The organism is Roseicella aerolata, assembly GCF_020523605.1.
GTDB lineage: Bacteria > Pseudomonadota > Alphaproteobacteria > Acetobacterales > Acetobacteraceae > Paracraurococcus > Paracraurococcus aerolatus.
This window is the reverse complement of the sequence record NZ_JAJAQI010000057.1, coordinates 1-14,937: the sequence shown is the minus strand read 5'-3', so window position 1 is coordinate 14,937 and position 14,937 is coordinate 1. Positions and strand designations below refer to the sequence as shown.

Below are 14,937 nucleotides of genomic sequence, written 5' to 3'. Positions count from 1 at the left end.
ACGGGCCTTGGCCCTGATCGAGGACTACGCCCTGATCGGCGATTGCGAGACGGCGGCGCTGGTGGCGCGCGACGGCTCGATCGACTGGCTGTGCTGGCCGCGCTTCGACAGCCCGGCCTGCTTCGCCGCGCTGCTCGGCGGGCCCGAGCATGGCCGGTGGCTGGTGGCGCCGTCCGACCCCGCCCCGCGCGTGACGCGCCGCTACCGCCCCGGCACGCTGGTCCTGGAGACCGAGTTCGAGACGGTGGAGGGCGCCGTCACGCTCGTCGACTTCATGCCGCTGCGCGGGCAGGCCTCCGACCTGGTCCGCCTCGTCCTCGGCCGCCGCGGGCGCGTGGCGATGCGCACCGAGCTGGCGCTCCGCTTCGGCTACGGCGCCGACGTGCCCTGGGTGACGCGGCTGCCGGAGGGAGAGCCCGGCCTGCGCGCGATCGCCGGCCCGGACATGGTCGAGCTGCGCACGCCGGTGCCGCTGCGCGGCGAGGGCCTGGCCACCCGGGGCGAGTTCGCGGTGCAGGCGGGGCAGGCCGTGCCCTTCGTCCTCACCTACGGCCCCTCGCACCTGCCCGCGCCCCCGCCCGCGGATCCCGGCGCCGCCCTCGCGGACACGGAGGCGTTCTGGACCGGATGGTCGGCGCGCTGCGGGCACACCGGCGACTGGCACGAGGCGGTGCTGCGCTCGCACATCACCCTCAAGGCGCTGACCTACGCCCCCACGGGCGGCATCGTCGCCGCGCCGACCACCTCCCTGCCCGAGTGGATCGGCGGGCCGCGCAACTGGGACTACCGCTTCTGCTGGCTGCGCGACGCAACCCTCGCGCTGATCTCCCTCATCGACGCGGGCTACCTCGAGGAGGCGAGGGCCTGGCGCGAGTGGCTGCTGCGGGCCGCGGCCGGGAGCCCCTCGCAGACGCAGATCATGTACGGCGTGGCGGGCGAGCGGTACCTGGGCGAGCGGGAGCTGGGCTGGCTGCCGGGCTACGAGGGCTCGCGCCCGGTGCGCGTCGGCAACGCCGCCCACGCCCAGTTCCAGCTCGACGTCTACGGCGAGGTGGCCGACGCCCTGCACCAGGGGCGGCGCGCGGGGCTCGCGCCGAGCGCGGCCGGATGGATGCTGGAGCGGGCGCTGACCGAGCGGGTCGCCGCGGTGTGGGACCGCCCGGACGAGGGCATCTGGGAGGTGCGCGGCGACCGCCGGCACTTCGTCCACTCGAAGGTCATGGCCTGGGTGGCGCTGGACCGCGCCGTGCGCGGGGTGGAGGAGTTCGGGCTGGAGGGCCCGGTCGAGCGCTGGCGCGCGCTGCGGCGGACCATCCACGAGGAGGTCTGCCGACGGGGCTTCGAGCCGGGCCTGAACAGCTTCGTCCAGTCCTACGGTGCCAAGACGCTCGACGCGAGCCTGCTGCTCATCCCGCAGGTGGGCTTCCTGCCGCCCGGCGACCCGCGCGTGCGCGGCACGGTGGAGGCGGTCGGGCGGCGCTTGATGGCCGACGGCTTCATGCTCCGCTACGACACGGCCGAGGTGGCGGACGGCCTGCCGCCCGGCGAAGGCGCCTTCCTCGCCTGCAGCTTCTGGTACGCCGACGCGCTCGCCCTGCTCGGCAGGCGCGCGGAGGCGCGGGCGCTGTTCGAGCGGCTGCTCGCGCTGCGCAACGACGTCGGGCTGCTGGCCGAGGAGTACGACCCGCGCGCGGGGCGCCAGCTCGGCAACTTCCCGCAGGCCTTCAGCCATCTCGCCCTGGCGAACACCGCGCGCAACCTCTCGGCCGCGGCTCAGCCGGCGCGGCAGCGCGCGGCGGGGGCCTGAGCGTGGGAACGAACGGCTGCGGCGCGCGATCCCCCGGCGCCGCGGCCGCGATCTCCACCGTGCGCCCGGCGAAATCGACGAACAGGCGCTCGCCCGCCGGGTGCACCTGCCGCAAGGTGGGTTTCAGGCGCCCCACCCACGCCCGGTACAGGTCGCAGAACCAGGAGTAGCCGAAGCCGCCCGGAGCGGCGGCCCTGTATTCCTCCCACACCAGCGCCAAGGTCACGTCGGGGCGCCGCATCTCGCGGTGCACCTGGGCCCAGTCCGGCACCGGTCGCCGGGCTTCCGGCCAGGGGCAAGAGCGAACCCCGCCGGGACGGGCACCGGCAGGCGCAGGGAGAGCGGGACCCAGGCGGGCGGGAGCCCGCGTCGGAGCCGCCGCGCCGCCGGCCTGTGTCCGGCGTAGCGACGGCAGAGGGTCGGTGGCATCATCCGGCATTCGGGAACAGATGGACGAAGGACCGATCTGGTGAGGGGAATCCTGGTGCTGGTGCTGTCCCTCCCGCCGCGGGCCGCAGCCCAGACGCGGCTGGCCGCCTAGGCGGTCAAGGCCATGTCCGAGCCCCCGTCTGCGCCGCCGCGCCGCGGCGGCCCGCCCGAGCCCTGCGCCCTCGTCCTGTTCGGCGCGGGGGGCGACCTGACGCGGCGCCTGATCGTGCCCTCGCTCCACAACCTCGCCCGGGCCGGGCTGCTGCCGGAGGGGTTTGCGCTGGTCGGCGTCGCCCGAGCCGAGATGGACGACGACGGCTTCCGCCACGCCATGCGCGAAGCTGCCCAGGCCTCCGCCGCCGTGCCGGACGAGGCCGCCTGGGAGCGGCTGGCGCGCGGCATGCGCTACCTGCGGGGCGACATCACCGACCCCGGCCTCTACGCGCAGCTTGGCCGGCAGCTGGAGGAGGTGGAGCGCGCTGGCGCCACGGGGGGCAACCGGCTGTTCTACCTCGCGGTTGCCGACCACCTCTTCGCGACCGTCGTCGGCCGGCTCGGCGCGGCCGGGCTGGTGCGGGAGGCCGCCGGGGGCGCTCCCTGGCGGCGCGTGGTGATCGAGAAGCCCTTCGGCCACGACCTCCCCTCCGCGCGGGCGCTCGACCGCGAGGTGCTCTCGGTGCTTTCGGAGCGGCAGATCTTCCGCATGGACCACTTCCTCGGGAAGGAGACAGTCCAGAACATCATGGTGCTGCGCTTCGCGAACGGCCTGTTCGAGCCGATCTGGAACCGCGACCACATCGACCACGTGCAGATCACCGTCGCCGAGGCGGTCGGAGTGGAGCATCGCGCCGCCTTCTACGAGCGCACCGGCGCACTGCGCGACATGGTGCCGAACCACGTCTTCCAGCTGCTCGCCCTCACCGCGATGGAGCCGCCCAACTCCTTCGACGCCGACGCGGTGCGCACGGAAAAGGCGAAGGCGCTGGACGCGATCCGCCCACTCACGCCGGAGGACGTCGCCCGGAATGTCGTGCGCGGCCAGTACGGCACAGGCACGCTCCAGGGTGCAGCCGTGACCGCCTATCGTGGGGAGCCCGGTGTGGCGGGCCGCAGCGGAACCGAGACCTTCGTGGCGATGCGGCTGATGCTCGACAACTGGCGCTGGGCGGGCGTGCCCTTTTACCTGCGCACCGGCAAGCGGCTGGCAGCACGGCGGAGCGAAATCGCGGTGCGCTTCAGGCAGGCGCCCTTCGCCCTGTTCCGCGGCACGCCGGCGGAGCGCCTGACCTCCAACTTCCTCGTCCTCCACATCCAGCCCGACGAGGGCATCAGCCTGCAGTTCAACGCCAAGGTCCCGGGGCCCCAGTTGCACATCGACGGGGTCCGGATGGACTTCCGCTACCGCGACTGGTTCGACGCGGCGCCCAGCACCGGCTACGAGACGCTGCTCCACGACGTGATGGCCGGCGACGGCACACTGTTCCAACGGGCCGACACCATCGAGGCCGGCTGGCGGGTGGTACAGCCGATTCTCGACGCCTGGCGCGACGGCGGGGGCGCCCCCGCGCCCTACGAGGCTGGCGGCCAGGGGCCCGAGGCGGCGGAGGAACTGCTGGCGCGCGACGGGCGGCGCTGGCGGCCCGTGCGGTAGGACGAGGATCGGCGGCAGCTGGACATCGACACGGAGCAGACGGCATGGAAGCTCCGGGCGCGCCCGGCTTTCCAGCGACCTGGACCAGCAGCAACAAGGGCATGACGGGCACGAGCCTCGGCCTGCCCGCCGTGGACCTGCCGACCGACCGCACCGGAGGCCGGTCGGACTGTCGGAAACGCCTCCGATGGCTGGCCTGGCCAGGATGGCTCGTCGAGGTCGCGGCGCCGGAGGAGGCCTGACCCGAACCGGGTGCCCGGACCCCAGGACGGCGGCTGGCCCCGATCCTGGGGCGGCGACCCGCACTCCACCCCCGGAGAGGCACGCCGGTCCCGATCGGGGGCGGGGACCTCCCGCGCACGATCGGAACGGCCGCGCTGCGACTGCACATGGCGCTCCCCTGCTGCGCCCCGGGGCCTGCCAGGCCGCGCGCGGCGTCGCCACCGGCCTGCGCCGGGCACCGTTCAGTCGGGTGGAGGCCGTTCCGCCGTCCGCTCCAGCTCGCGCCGGCGCCAGGGCCAGGTGCCCTCGATCTCGACGCTGAGCGAGACGCTGAGGAAGGTGCGGATGAGCACCACCAGGCCCAGGACGCCGAGGTTTTCGAAGGTGGGCGAGGCGGCCACCGTCCCGAGGATGTCCGCGGCCACCAGCAGTTCCAGCCCGAGCAGGACGCCTCGCCCGAGATCGGTGCGGTAGACCGGCAGCCCCGCGACCCAGTCGGACGTCGCTCGGGCGCGCCGCAGGAAGCGCGCCGTGGCGACGAGGGAGACGATGAGGATGGCCGCGACGCCTGCGGCCTCGAAGCCCACTGCAATCCAGCGAACCGCTCCCTCGAGCACGGCCGCGCTCAACGAGGGAGGCCCGTATGCGCAAGCACGGCGCCGCGGCACGCGGCCTTGGCGGCTTCGGCATCCAACCAGCCACCGGGATGTCCCCTGTGACCACCCTGTCGCCCGGGTATGGAAGTCAGGCCTGGGGCGGGACCGGGCCGGGCGCCTGGGGACACCGCGCCTCGCCGCTCAGGCCGGCTCATGGTGCACGTCGTGCACGGCGATGCCGGGGTCCTCCTCCGGCATCCGCAGCCACTCCCGCCGGCGCAGCGTGGCGCGCATGTCCTCCAGCCCGCTCTCCCAGTGCTCGCGCATCGTCTCCGGGCCGAACTCGTAGTCCCTGGTCTGCCCCTCATACGGCTTCCGCCGGTAGATCAGCTGCAGTATGAGCAGGCGCGGCAGGCGCTCGAGGCGCCGGCGCAGCACCCGCTCCTCGTCGTCCAGCCGCTCCTCAGGCACCTTGGCCAGCGCGTGCTTCAGCCGCAGCTGCCAGCGCCGGAGCCGCGTGTAGGCGTCGGTGTTCATGCGGGTGCGCGAGGAGTAGCGGATGTCCTTCTCCCGCCCCAGCACCTCGTCCATGTCGCGCGGCAGCGGACCGCGCGCCGGGAACAGGTCCACCTGCACCACCAGCCCGTCGCGTTCCTCCTGCTCCAGCAGGTACTGCAGCGGGGTGTTGGAGACGAGGCCGCCGTCCCAGAACCAGTCGGTGCCGACCCGCACCGGCGGCAGGCCGGGCGGCAGCGCGCCGGAGGCCATCACCTGCTCCGGCCCGATCTCGGTCTTGGCGCTGTCGAAGTAGGCGAAGTTGCCGGTCTCGACGTTCACCGCGCCGAACGCGACGCGCGGGTGGCCGCTGTTGAGCAGCCGCCAGTCCACCAGCTCCTCCAGCGTCTCACGCAGCGGCGCGGTGTCGTAGAAGGCAGTGGCACCGCGTGCGCCGCGCGGGGCAAGCCAGGGGTTCATCGGGTTCGGCCGGAAGAAGCCGGGCTGACCGAGGAGCAGCGTGGAGAACGCGCTGTGGAGGTTGCGCGCCCGGCGCCAGTCGTCGCCGTCCGGGGTTGGCACCGGCCACACGCCGCGTGCCGTGACGCGCTCCCAGAAAGCGCGCAGGCGTTCCACGCGGCGCCCGGGCGGGTTCCCGGCGATGAGGGCCGTGTTGACCGCCCCGATCGAGACTCCGGCGATCCAGTCGGGGTGCAGCCCCGCCTCCTCCAGCCCCTCGTAGACGCCGGCCTGGTAGGCGCCGAGGGCGCCACCCCCCTGCAACACCAGCGCGATACACTGACAGCCATCGGGCCGGCAGGCCGGTGCACGAGGTTCGGCCATTCGCGGCGTCGCGTTCAAGGCAATGCTCCTGGGGTGGGCGTCGGCCATTAACGAGGGGGACCGTAGGCACCGGTGCCGTAGCCCGCGCCGCCGTACTGGCCCCCCGCGTCCGGATCAAGGCCGTGCTCCTGGTGGTCCCGGACCCGGCCGGCCGCACCGGGGTACATGCCGCCGGCGCGGGTCAGGTCGGCCGAGGGCATGGTCGAGCCGTGGCCGTCCCCGCGCATCGTCGTCGGCGCGTGCCCCGTGTGCGGCGGGGGATGGTAGGGCACCACCGGGGCGCAGCCGGTGCCGGCGAGGAGCAGGATGGACGCGAGAGCGACTGGGCGGCTTACGCACATGACCTTCAACTCCAGTTCCGACGACAAGCCTTGATCCCGCTTTCTCACGGCTGGAAGTGGCGGTGCGGGAACACGGCGCGGACGGGGGCACCACCGGGACGAAGCACTTCGACCTCGATGCGGTAGTAGTCGCGTGCAGGCAATGTGGCGAAGCCGCCGTAGGCCTGGGCTCCTCCGACGGTCATCGGCTCCAGTGCGATCCGGTCCTCCGGCGTATGGCGCAGGCCATGCACGACCGCCGTCACCCTGGCATCCGTGATCCGCCTGCTGGCCCTCGCGTCGAACAGCGCGACCAGGAGGTGGTGGACGTATCGGCCTTCCGGCGCGCCACCATGCATCCCCTGCCCCGTGTGCTCCGGCGGGTGCCCACGCACCACAGCGGCCGGAATGGCGGCGAGGTAGACGACGAGGTCCCCCACCTGCCGGAAGGCACCCTCCGGGTCCAAGGCCGCAGCGCGGGGCGGCAGGGCCGCGACCGCGGCCGCGGCAAACGCGATCAGCAGGGCGCGGCGCGACACGTCGTCCCGTCGCGATGGCAGGACCAGCGCGGCGCGGGTCTGCTTCCGACGCCTCCAGCGGGCTCCGACGCCCCAGCCGGTCCGAGGCGGGTTCTCCTGCGCGCCTAGATAGTCACCCATCTCCTACGCCTCCCTTTCCTCGTTCGCGCCGCCCCGCGGTCGCCCGAGGTCGGAACGACATGCCGGTTGGGCGCAGCGGCCGTCAGTGCATGTCGAACCGCCCGACCCCCTTGATGCTGTTCCAGCTATCCGTCTGGTGGCAGAGGTAGCACTGCTCCACGCGCGCGGATTCCTGCCGCGTCATCATCCGCAGCATCATGTAGTGGCTGGGTAGCGCCTGGTGGCACTGCGCGCAATCGAGCCGTGCGGCCTGCCGCGGCGGCAGCGGCGCGCCTGCCTCGTCGAGCAGCCGCGCCAGCGCCGCGACCGGCCGGGTCCGACGCGCGGCCCCCCCGGCCGCCACGAGCGCGCCGCCAGGGCGCGAAAGGCCTCGTCGTAGTCGGTCCCCCGCCCATCGCCTTCCCGAAGATCGCGGGGTTGGAGGTGACGCCCTTCAGCCCGTCAGCCTCGACCAGCCGGCGCAGGGAGCCATCGGCGATGAAGCCGCGGCGGATGAAGTCGAGCCAGGGCGACTGGCCGAACTCCGCCAGCCGCCGCAGCGGGCTGACCGTCTCGGTGATAACGCTCATGCGGATGCTCCTCCTCGGTCCGAAGGGTCGCGTGCAGCACGCACAGGCTGAAAAATTCCAGCGAGGCGCCGATCCTGACGTTGTGCTCCTTGATCGTCCTCTCCTGCTGCAGGAGGCCACCACGAGCCATGCTCAGCGACGGACCGAGAGAAGGGCGCCGCATTGCCATGCGGCGGCCGCGACCCGTTAGTGCGGTCGCGGCGCGCGCAAGGCACCCGCCACCGCGTCGTCGCTACAGGCACCCTCCTGGATCGCGCGCGGCGTCCGCAGGACGGTTTCCGCGATGAAGCAAATCATGGCACAGCTGTTCGGTATCCCGGTGGTCCATGCGCTCATGTGGGCTCACGGGGGGTGTGTCGGTCTGCTGCCCGCGCGGCGCGCCGGTCACCACAGCCGGTCCAGGAGGAGTGCCGGTTCCGACGCTCTGCCGCGTGGCAGGAGCCGTCGTGCAACCCGCCACCAGCAGGGTCACGCCGGCCACGATAACGGTCCTCAAGGCAGGCAATCGCCACTGGTCCGTAGATCCGCGCATCCCATTTTACTCCATACGGTAAAGCCTGGCAGTGCCGCCTAGCGCACTCTGATGTTGAGCTGGCCGCGCACCGGCTCGGTCTCCCCCGGGACGCGCGCGGCCAGCGTCAGCGTCCAATCCCCGGCCATCGGCAGGGCGGCGTGGACCCGATAGACGCCATTGCTCTCCTCCATCGTCGGCACCGGGGGCGGGTTGGGTCCTTCCGCCATCCACGAGGGGAACACAGTCTCAGGCATCGCCCCGGGGGCCGGGGGCCACGCGGGCCGGGGCGCCGACATACCCACCCGCCGCCGCATCGGCCCGGTGCTGCATGTTGGAGGCGTGCTCGTATATCGTCGCGCCGGAGACCGGCCGGTTGTCCGGCAGGTGCAGCAGGCGCACCCGTACCTCGGCGTTCTGGCTCGGTGGGACATGCGGGCTCAGGAGGTCGAAGCGGTAGTTGCGGGCCGTCGGCGCGCCGGCACAGCCGGCAAGAGCCGCGGCGAGCGCCAGGGTGCAGCCTCTTCGCGTGACAGGACTGGACATCGCGGATCCTTCTCCCCCTCTTGCCCCGCATGACCGCAGGCGCCGGCGCCGCCATACTGGCTCCCCCCCAATCCGGAGGCCATGCGCCTGGTGCTCCCGGACGCCACCGCCCGCGTCGAAGCCGCCGGCGCGGCTCAGCCCGGCCGAGGGCAGGATCGAGCCGTGGCTGTCGCCGCGCGCCGTCGTTGGCGGGTGCCCCGCATGCGGCGGCGGATGATAGGGCACCACCGGCGCACGGCCGCTGGCGAGCAGGTCGGCGGCGACCTCCTCGAAGCTGGCGTACTCGGCCGCCCGAGATGTCCCCCCGGAGGAGGTCACTCCGCCTCAATGACGGCTTTCTCCGTGTCGTCACATCACCGGCCTCCAGCCAAATGACGCTGGAGGCCTCATCTTCTTACATACAGCAGAGGCTTCGCGACCGCACCTCCGCCCATGCCCATTAACGGCGTTGCTGGCCGCCCGGCTGGCCCGGCTGGCCCGGCTGTCCAGCCGGCGCCTGTTGCTGCTGTTGTTGGCTGCCGGACTGACCCGGAGCGTGCTCCCGCATCATCTGCTGTCCCGGGCCCATGCGCGAATGATCCATGCCGGGCATTCGCGAATGATCCATGCCGGGCATGCTGCCTTGCTGATTTTGCTGCGGCTGCGGCTGCGGCTGCGGCTGTGTCTGCTGCTGCGGTGGTTGCCGCTGCTGGGCTGCGGCCGGCAAGGCGACGCCGAGCGGCGCGGCGACAACCGCGGCAAGGACGGTGCGAAGAACTGCGCGAAGCATCACTCTACTCTCCTCTTCCAGGGTGGTGGCTCTAGCCTGTTGCAACCTCATGCCGCTGGCTCGGCGCAACAAGCAAATTTTCTTGACAAAGTATGTTCGGCACGGCGGGCCGGCGCATCGCCGCCGCGCGGCCGGTCACATGTGCCCGGCCGGGCCGGTAGCGCGGAAGCTGCGGAAGCTGTTAGTCTGGTGGCAGAGGTAGCACTGCTCGATCCGCGCCGGCCGCCGGGTGGCGACCCGCTGGGCCGTGCCCAGGAAGTGCTCGGCGGAGTGGCTGGGCGGCGGCTGGTGGCACTGCGCGCAGTCGGTCGAGCGCGGCGAGGGATGCCGCCAGCCCGCCACGGACCAGTTGGCCGTGCTGTGGCACGACTGGCAGGTGGCGCCGAAGCGGCCTTGGTGCGGGTCCTCGGCAGTGTGGCAGGTGGCGCAGGCGAGGCGCCCCGCCTCCTCCGCGCGCAGTGGCGCGCCCGGCGGCCCGAGCGTGGCGCCCGCCTCGTCGAGCAGCCGCGACAGCGCCGCGATCGCGCCGCGCCCGGCCGGGTCCGGCGCGCGGGCCGCTCCGGCCGCCACGAGCGTGTCGTGGTCCATGCGGATCGGCCGGTCGCCGCCCCGGTGCTCGACGTGGCAGCTCGCGCAGTCGCCGATGTTCGCGTGGAAGGCGGTGTCCGGCTTGGCCAGCAACTCCGGCGCGAAGGCGTGGCAGGTGAGGCAGGTCGCCGCCTCGACCCCGCGGTCGGGCGCGTGGCAGCTCTCGCACTGCGCGTCCAGGAAAGCATGGGCGGCTGAGAGCGGCCCCGGGGTCACCGCCGTGCGCCAGGCCGGGAGCGCCGGCGAGCCGGACCGGTACATCGCCAGCGGCACCAGCACGGCCGCGGTCGCGCCGAGGACCGCCAGCGTCAGGTAGATTGCCGTGGTGACCTTCACCGGAGCCACCGCAGCCCGAAGTAGATGCCATTCCAGATGTGCAGCGCGAGGAGGGGATACAGCACCAGCGCCGCCGCGATGTGCAGCACCGTCCAGCGGGAGAGGGTCCGCTTGACTGCCTCGCGCCGGCCGATCGCGTGCTCGAGGTCGGCGATGGCGCCGACCAGGCGCAGGAGCGGAGCCCCGGAGACCGCGACACCGTCGCCGGACGCCAGGAGGGCGAGGGTCCGGAGACTTGGCCCCGAGGACGAGGGGTTCGCGCTGCCGACCGGCGCCGTGCGGGCGGCCTCGGCCGCGATCTGGTCGAAGCGGGCCCGGAGCACCCCGAGCTTTTCCCGCTGCTCGCGCAGGTCGGTGCCGAGCTGGGCCAGATGGTAGCGGCCGACGAACCCGCTCAGCACGACGGTCAGCATGGCCACGACCAGCGCGATGCCGAGCGGGCTCCGGTAGGCGTGGCCGCTGTGCAGGATCCCAAGCAGCGCGCCAATCACGCCGGCGTAGACGTGGAAGGAGAGCAGCGCGCGCAAGGAGGCGTATTTCGACACGCGCGTCCGGACCCAGGCGCTGCGCCTGACCAGGGAATAGATCAGCAGCAGCACGAACAGGCTAGCGCCGACGATGCCGAGCAGGCCGCCCGCCAGGCTGCCCGGGAAGCGCGGCGCCTCGTGCAGCAGGAAGCCGGGCACCACCAGCACCAGGACGCTGACCAGCGCGCCGACCGTCAGCTTCTCGGTTTCGCTCACCTCACGCCTCCACCTCCAGGTTGCCGGTGGACTTCGCCTGGCAGGCCAGGATGATGCCGCGCGCCTTCTCCTCGGGGGGAAGCCCCTCCTCGACCTCCATCGTCACCTTGCCCTTCAGGAGCGGCACCTTGCAGACGCCGCAGATCCCGACCCGGCAGGAGTAGTCGATGTTCACCCCGATCGCCTCGGCCGCTTCCAGCACGCTCTGGTCCGGCGCCAGCGGCCCGGTCTTGCCCGACCTGGTGAACTGGACCTCGGCCGTGGCGATCCGCGGGACGGCGGCCGCGGGCGCAGCGGGCACAGGCCCTGGCGACGGGGCGGGGACCGGCAAGGGCGCGGGGGTCCCCGCCGCGACGCCCCGGGCCGGGCCGAACGCCTCCGTCTTGATCTGCTCCTGCGGCACCCCGAGTTCGGCCAGCACCGCCTTCACCGCCGCCATCATCGGCGGCGGGCCGCAGATATGCACCCGCCGCCGGGCGATCTCGGGCACGGCCCGCGCGATGAACTCCTTCGAGACGTGCCCCTGGTACCCCATCCAGGCGGTCCCCTCGACGCGCCCCACCGTCGCCGCGATGTGCAGATTGGCGTACCGCTTCTGCAGGTGCTCGAGCTCCTCGCGGAAGGTCAGGTCCTGTGGCGTGCGGGCCCCGTGGAGGAAGAAGATGTCCCCAGGGAAGGAGCGGTCGGTCAGGTACCGGGTGACGCTCATCATGGGGGTGATGCCGACGCCGCCCGAAATCAGGACGATGCTGTCGGCCTCGGCGCCCGTGAAGGTGAAGACGCCCATAGGCCCCGCCACCTCGAGCAGGTCGCCGACCGCCACCTTGTCGTGCAGGTGGCGCGAGATCAGCCCCTGCGCCTCCCGCTTGACGGTGACCTCGACGTAGCTGCGCCGGGTCGGCGAGGAGGCGATGGTGTAGGAGCGCCGGGCGCGCTCACCCTCGATCTCGGCCGAGAAGGTCAGGAACTGGCCCGGCATGAAGGTGAAGGGGACGTCCCCGCCCTCCGGGGTCATGAGGCGGAAGGTCTTGACGTCCGGGGTCTCGGAGAAGATCGCCGCCACCCGCAGCCTGCCCGACCACGGCCGCTTCGCGGCGGCGGTCGCTGCGGCGGGCGACGGAGCGGTGGCTGGGGGTGGGGCCGGGGCGGTGGGTGCCGCGGGCGTCGGGGCGGCGCCGCCGGCGGCGGGCGGTACCGTGGACGTTGCCGAGCCGGGCGGGCCCGCTGCGGCGGGCGCCGGGGCCGGCGCGGCCCTGGCGGAGGCGGTCGCGAGGCGCTGGACCAGGCCGCCGACCCGCCGCATCCGGACGAACTGGATCAGCAGGGTTCCGGCCAGGAAGGCGACCAGGAACCCCATCGTCGTCAGGTGGAACCAGGACAGGCCCCAGAGGACGCCGCCGCCGTCCATCGCCATCGGCGCCGCCGTGGCGGCCGGCAGCCCGAGCTGGCCGCGGTACCAGCCGAGCGCGGCCTGGGCCGGCGCCTGCCCCCCGCCGAGCGCGAGGTGGGTGGACAGGCCGCTGCGGTATAGGTTCAGCCCCTCGGCCATCCGTTCGCCGGCCTCGCGCATGCCCTGCGGATCGCCGGCCTGCAGGGCGCGCGTGGCCTCGTCGAGGCCGGCGCTGAGCAGCGGCAGGCCGGAGGTCATGCGCCGGTGGGCCTCGCGCAGCGCCGCCTCGCGCGCGGCCGGGTCGGCGGGCGGCGCGGCCATCAGCGAGGGATAGGTCTGCGGCGGCACGCCGCCGCCGTGCATCCCCATCTCGCCGCCCATGCCGCCCATCTGGGCGACCGCGGGCGGCGGGCCGGTCCCGACCAGCACGGCCGCCGCCGCGACGAGCGCGGCGGCGGCCGTGGCCAGACGGCGACGGCGCGGTGCGGCCCGCCCGGTCAATCAGAACGACTCCATGAACGGCACCACCAGCTCCGCGGCGGTGCGCTTCTGCGCCTCGTCCAGCATGCCGTAGAGGTGATCGAAGGTGGTCCGCGCCGCGCGCAGTCCCTCCAGCCGCGCCGCAAGGTGGCGCTCATAGGCCGCGAGGCGCTCGGCAGGCGTGTGGTTGGCGTGCCCGGCCACCTGGAGGACGTCGCGCGCCTCGACGAGGTGCTGGCGTGCCGTGCGCAGGCTCTGGGCGAACTGCTCCCAGGCGGGCGCCTGCTGGTCGGTCACGCGCAGCTCGGCGCGGAGGAAGGCCAGCCGGCCCTCGATCCGGTCGAGCGGCGCGTGCGGGCCGGCGCGCATCATCATGCGCGACATGTCGTCCATCGGCATGCCGGCGCCGCCCATGCCCGGCATGCCCATGCCCATGCCACCCTGCACCGGCTGCCCCTGCATGCCCCCCCGGCCCGTGTCGTCCATGCGCATGCCCATGCCCCCCCGGCCCATGCCCCCCATGCCCATGCCCATGCCGCCCGGCTGTCCAGGCTGCGAGGAGGGCTGGGCGGCACCCGGCTGCGGGGCGCCGCCGCCGGGCTGGCCCATGCCGGGCATTCCGCCCATTCCCGCCCCACCCTGTGCTTGCTGCCCTCCCATGCGCATGCCGTCGTCCATCATGCCCATGCCGCCAGGTGAGCCCTGCTGCTGCATCGGCATCTGCATCATGTCATGCATCGCCAGGCGCAGCGGCGCCTCGGCTGCGCGCGGGGCGCCCGGCTGGCCGAGTGCGAGCAGCAGCGCGGCCGCCGCACCGAGCGCCGCGGGCCGGCTCCCGGGAAGCGTCGTCAAACGAATCGTGGTCATTCCTTTTCCTCCTCGGCTTGCCGCATTCCACGCCGGACCGGTCGCCGCGTCCTTGATGCGTGTCAAGCGATACGGCCAGGCCGAACCGAGGTTGCGGGATGTGTGGGCCGCCGACCGTCCATCTTCGCTGGGGAGCCGGGACGATAAGGACCGCCCGCCAGACGCGCCCGGCGTCGCGGCGGGACGCCCAGCCCGCCCCCCGATGAGCGGCTTCCGGGCCTTGGCCCTCGGCGCGCCGCGTCGGGGATCCCACCTCAAGGCGGCCGCCCGCGTGCCGCACCGAGGGCTTCCTGCCGCGCGCGGATCTCCGCTGGCCAGGTGCTCTTGATGAAGCGAAGCACGGCGCGGATCTCGCCGTCGCCGAGGACCTCGCCGAAGCCCGGCATGTCGCTGGCGTACCCAGGCACGAGCGCCGCGGGGCCGCGCTTCGTCAGCTCGAAGAGCTGCGCGTCCGGGTGATGCCAGGTGTGCCCCGAGGCGTCGTGCGGCGGCGCCGGCAGGCGCCCGTCCGGCCGGCGCTGGCGCCAGTTCGGCTGCCCTTCCAGCGCGGCGCCGTGGCAGGAGGCGCAGTGTTGCGCGTAGAGAGACCGCGACCCCACGCGCCTCCGCGGCGCGGCTGCTGCGCCCGCCGGCCCGGGCGGCCCCGCCGCCGACCCGGTGTCGCCCTGGGCCGACCTGCTCGAGTACCAGCGCGACCTGTGGGAGCGGTCGATCCTCTTCTGGGACACGCTGCACCAGCGCGCGGACGACATGCTGGAGCACGAGCGGCTGGGGCTGCCGCCGCTCCTCGACTTCCGCACGGAGACGGTGGTGGACGCGCGCACTTTCCCCCGCCCGGCCAACTACGCCCTGCTCCGCATCCTCGGCCCCGCCGATGGGACCTCCGTCGTCGCTCCAGACCCGGCGAAGCCGCCGGTCGTCGTCGTGGACCCGCGCGCCGGGCACGGCCCTGGCATCGGCGGCTTCAAGCAGGAGTCCGAGGTCGGCATGGCGCTCGGGGAGGGCCATCCGGTCTACTTCGTCGTCTTCTTCCCCGAGCCCTGCCGGGGGCAGACGCTGGCTGACGTGCACCATGCCCTGCGCCGCTTCATCGAGACGGTGGCCGAGCGGCACCCG

17 protein-coding genes and 1 pseudogene are annotated in these 14,937 nt (G+C 73.5%); 4 read left to right on the top strand and 14 right to left on the bottom strand.

Features of this window, described 5'->3' with window-relative positions; genetic code table 11:
* The first annotated feature begins 7 nt into the window (after positions 1-7).
* The 3 genes from LHA35_RS24640 (at position 8) to LHA35_RS24625 (ending at position 4,129) form a co-directional block, all read left to right on the top strand.
* Positions 8-1,807, top strand: coding sequence for a glycoside hydrolase family 15 protein (locus LHA35_RS24640; protein ID WP_226613507.1), 1,800 nt, complete (start codon positions 8-10; stop codon positions 1,805-1,807).
* 553 nt (positions 1,808-2,360) lie between these two features.
* Positions 2,361-3,887 (top strand): glucose-6-phosphate dehydrogenase, encoded by a 1,527-nt coding sequence (gene zwf, locus LHA35_RS24630; RefSeq protein ID WP_226613506.1) that lies wholly within the window; start codon positions 2,361-2,363, stop codon positions 3,885-3,887.
* A gap of 44 nt (positions 3,888-3,931) precedes the next feature.
* Positions 3,932-4,129 (top strand): hypothetical protein, encoded by a 198-nt coding sequence (locus LHA35_RS24625; RefSeq protein WP_226613504.1) that lies wholly within the window; start codon positions 3,932-3,934, stop codon positions 4,127-4,129.
* Between the two features lie 222 nt (positions 4,130-4,351).
* Here LHA35_RS24625 and LHA35_RS24620 read toward each other — a convergent pair whose 3' ends face one another.
* From LHA35_RS24620 to LHA35_RS24555, 14 genes and pseudogenes are all read right to left on the bottom strand, one after another.
* The gene (locus tag LHA35_RS24620; protein WP_226613502.1) at positions 4,352-4,726 is read right to left on the bottom strand and encodes a DUF1622 domain-containing protein; all 375 of its coding nucleotides are present in this window, start codon (positions 4,724-4,726) and stop codon (positions 4,352-4,354) included.
* Between the two features lie 180 nt (positions 4,727-4,906).
* Positions 4,907-6,043, bottom strand: coding sequence for a patatin-like phospholipase family protein (locus tag LHA35_RS24615; RefSeq protein WP_226613501.1), 1,137 nt, complete (start codon positions 6,041-6,043; stop codon positions 4,907-4,909).
* A gap of 47 nt (positions 6,044-6,090) precedes the next feature.
* The gene (locus tag LHA35_RS24610; RefSeq protein ID WP_226613500.1) at positions 6,091-6,411 is read right to left on the bottom strand and encodes a hypothetical protein; all 321 of its coding nucleotides are present in this window, start codon (positions 6,409-6,411) and stop codon (positions 6,091-6,093) included.
* A 17-nt stretch (positions 6,412-6,428) separates the two neighbouring features.
* A complete protein-coding gene (locus LHA35_RS24605; RefSeq protein ID WP_226613499.1) occupies positions 6,429-7,022 on the bottom strand; it encodes a hypothetical protein in 594 nt (197 codons plus the stop codon).
* Between the two features lie 82 nt (positions 7,023-7,104).
* Positions 7,105-7,365 (bottom strand): cytochrome c3 family protein, encoded by a 261-nt coding sequence (locus tag LHA35_RS24600; RefSeq protein ID WP_226613530.1) that lies wholly within the window; start codon positions 7,363-7,365, stop codon positions 7,105-7,107.
* Positions 7,366-7,370: 5 nt separating this feature from the next.
* A pseudogene (locus LHA35_RS24595) lies at positions 7,371-7,591 on the bottom strand (transaldolase family protein); the annotation flags it as partial.
* 570 nt (positions 7,592-8,161) lie between these two features.
* Positions 8,162-8,332: a FixH family protein gene (locus tag LHA35_RS24590; protein WP_226613498.1), complete on the bottom strand. Its 171-nt coding sequence runs from the start codon at positions 8,330-8,332 to the stop codon at positions 8,162-8,164.
* Positions 8,333-8,351: 19 nt separating this feature from the next.
* A complete protein-coding gene (locus tag LHA35_RS24585; protein ID WP_226613496.1) occupies positions 8,352-8,648 on the bottom strand; it encodes a hypothetical protein in 297 nt (98 codons plus the stop codon).
* Between the two features lie 439 nt (positions 8,649-9,087).
* Positions 9,088-9,417, bottom strand: coding sequence for a hypothetical protein (locus LHA35_RS24580; RefSeq protein ID WP_226613495.1), 330 nt, complete (start codon positions 9,415-9,417; stop codon positions 9,088-9,090).
* A 135-nt stretch (positions 9,418-9,552) separates the two neighbouring features.
* A complete protein-coding gene (locus tag LHA35_RS24575; RefSeq protein WP_226613493.1) occupies positions 9,553-10,341 on the bottom strand; it encodes a cytochrome c3 family protein in 789 nt (262 codons plus the stop codon).
* A complete protein-coding gene (locus LHA35_RS24570) occupies positions 10,338-11,084 on the bottom strand; it encodes a hypothetical protein (RefSeq protein ID WP_226613491.1) in 747 nt (248 codons plus the stop codon). The genes LHA35_RS24575 and LHA35_RS24570 overlap by 4 nt, the downstream gene beginning before the upstream one ends.
* 1 nt (position 11,085) lies before the next feature.
* Positions 11,086-12,975, bottom strand: a complete 1,890-nt coding sequence (locus tag LHA35_RS24565; RefSeq protein ID WP_226613489.1) for an FAD-binding oxidoreductase — start codon at positions 12,973-12,975, stop codon at positions 11,086-11,088.
* Positions 12,976-13,821 (bottom strand): Spy/CpxP family protein refolding chaperone, encoded by an 846-nt coding sequence (locus tag LHA35_RS24560; protein ID WP_226613487.1) that lies wholly within the window; start codon positions 13,819-13,821, stop codon positions 12,976-12,978.
* 254 nt (positions 13,822-14,075) lie between these two features.
* Complete coding sequence (locus tag LHA35_RS24555; protein WP_226613486.1) at positions 14,076-14,420, bottom strand: c-type cytochrome; 345 nt, start codon at positions 14,418-14,420, stop codon at positions 14,076-14,078.
* Between the two features lie 58 nt (positions 14,421-14,478).
* Here LHA35_RS24555 and LHA35_RS24550 point away from each other — a divergent pair.
* Positions 14,479-14,937, top strand: a 459-nt coding sequence (locus LHA35_RS24550) for a DUF3141 domain-containing protein (protein ID WP_226613484.1), incomplete at its 3' end; no start/stop codon positions are given.

Bases quoted from the DNA above. Each gene is read 5' to 3' on its own strand.
- zwf (WP_226613506.1), top strand. From the start codon at position 2,361: ATGTCCGAGCCCCCGTCTGCGCCGCCGCGCCGCGGCGGCCCGCCCGAG.
- LHA35_RS24625 (WP_226613504.1), top strand. From the start codon at position 3,932: ATGGAAGCTCCGGGCGCGCCCGGCTTTCCAGCGACCTGGACCAGCAGC.
- LHA35_RS24615 (WP_226613501.1), bottom strand. From the start codon at position 6,043: ATGGCCGAACCTCGTGCACCGGCCTGCCGGCCCGATGGCTGTCAGTGT.
- LHA35_RS24605 (WP_226613499.1), bottom strand. From the start codon at position 7,022: ATGGGTGACTATCTAGGCGCGCAGGAGAACCCGCCTCGGACCGGCTGG.
- LHA35_RS24590 (WP_226613498.1), bottom strand. From the start codon at position 8,332: ATGGCGGAAGGACCCAACCCGCCCCCGGTGCCGACGATGGAGGAGAGC.
- LHA35_RS24585 (WP_226613496.1), bottom strand. From the start codon at position 8,648: ATGTCCAGTCCTGTCACGCGAAGAGGCTGCACCCTGGCGCTCGCCGCG.
- LHA35_RS24580 (WP_226613495.1), bottom strand. From the start codon at position 9,417: ATGCTTCGCGCAGTTCTTCGCACCGTCCTTGCCGCGGTTGTCGCCGCG.
- LHA35_RS24560 (WP_226613487.1), bottom strand. From the start codon at position 13,821: ATGACCACGATTCGTTTGACGACGCTTCCCGGGAGCCGGCCCGCGGCG.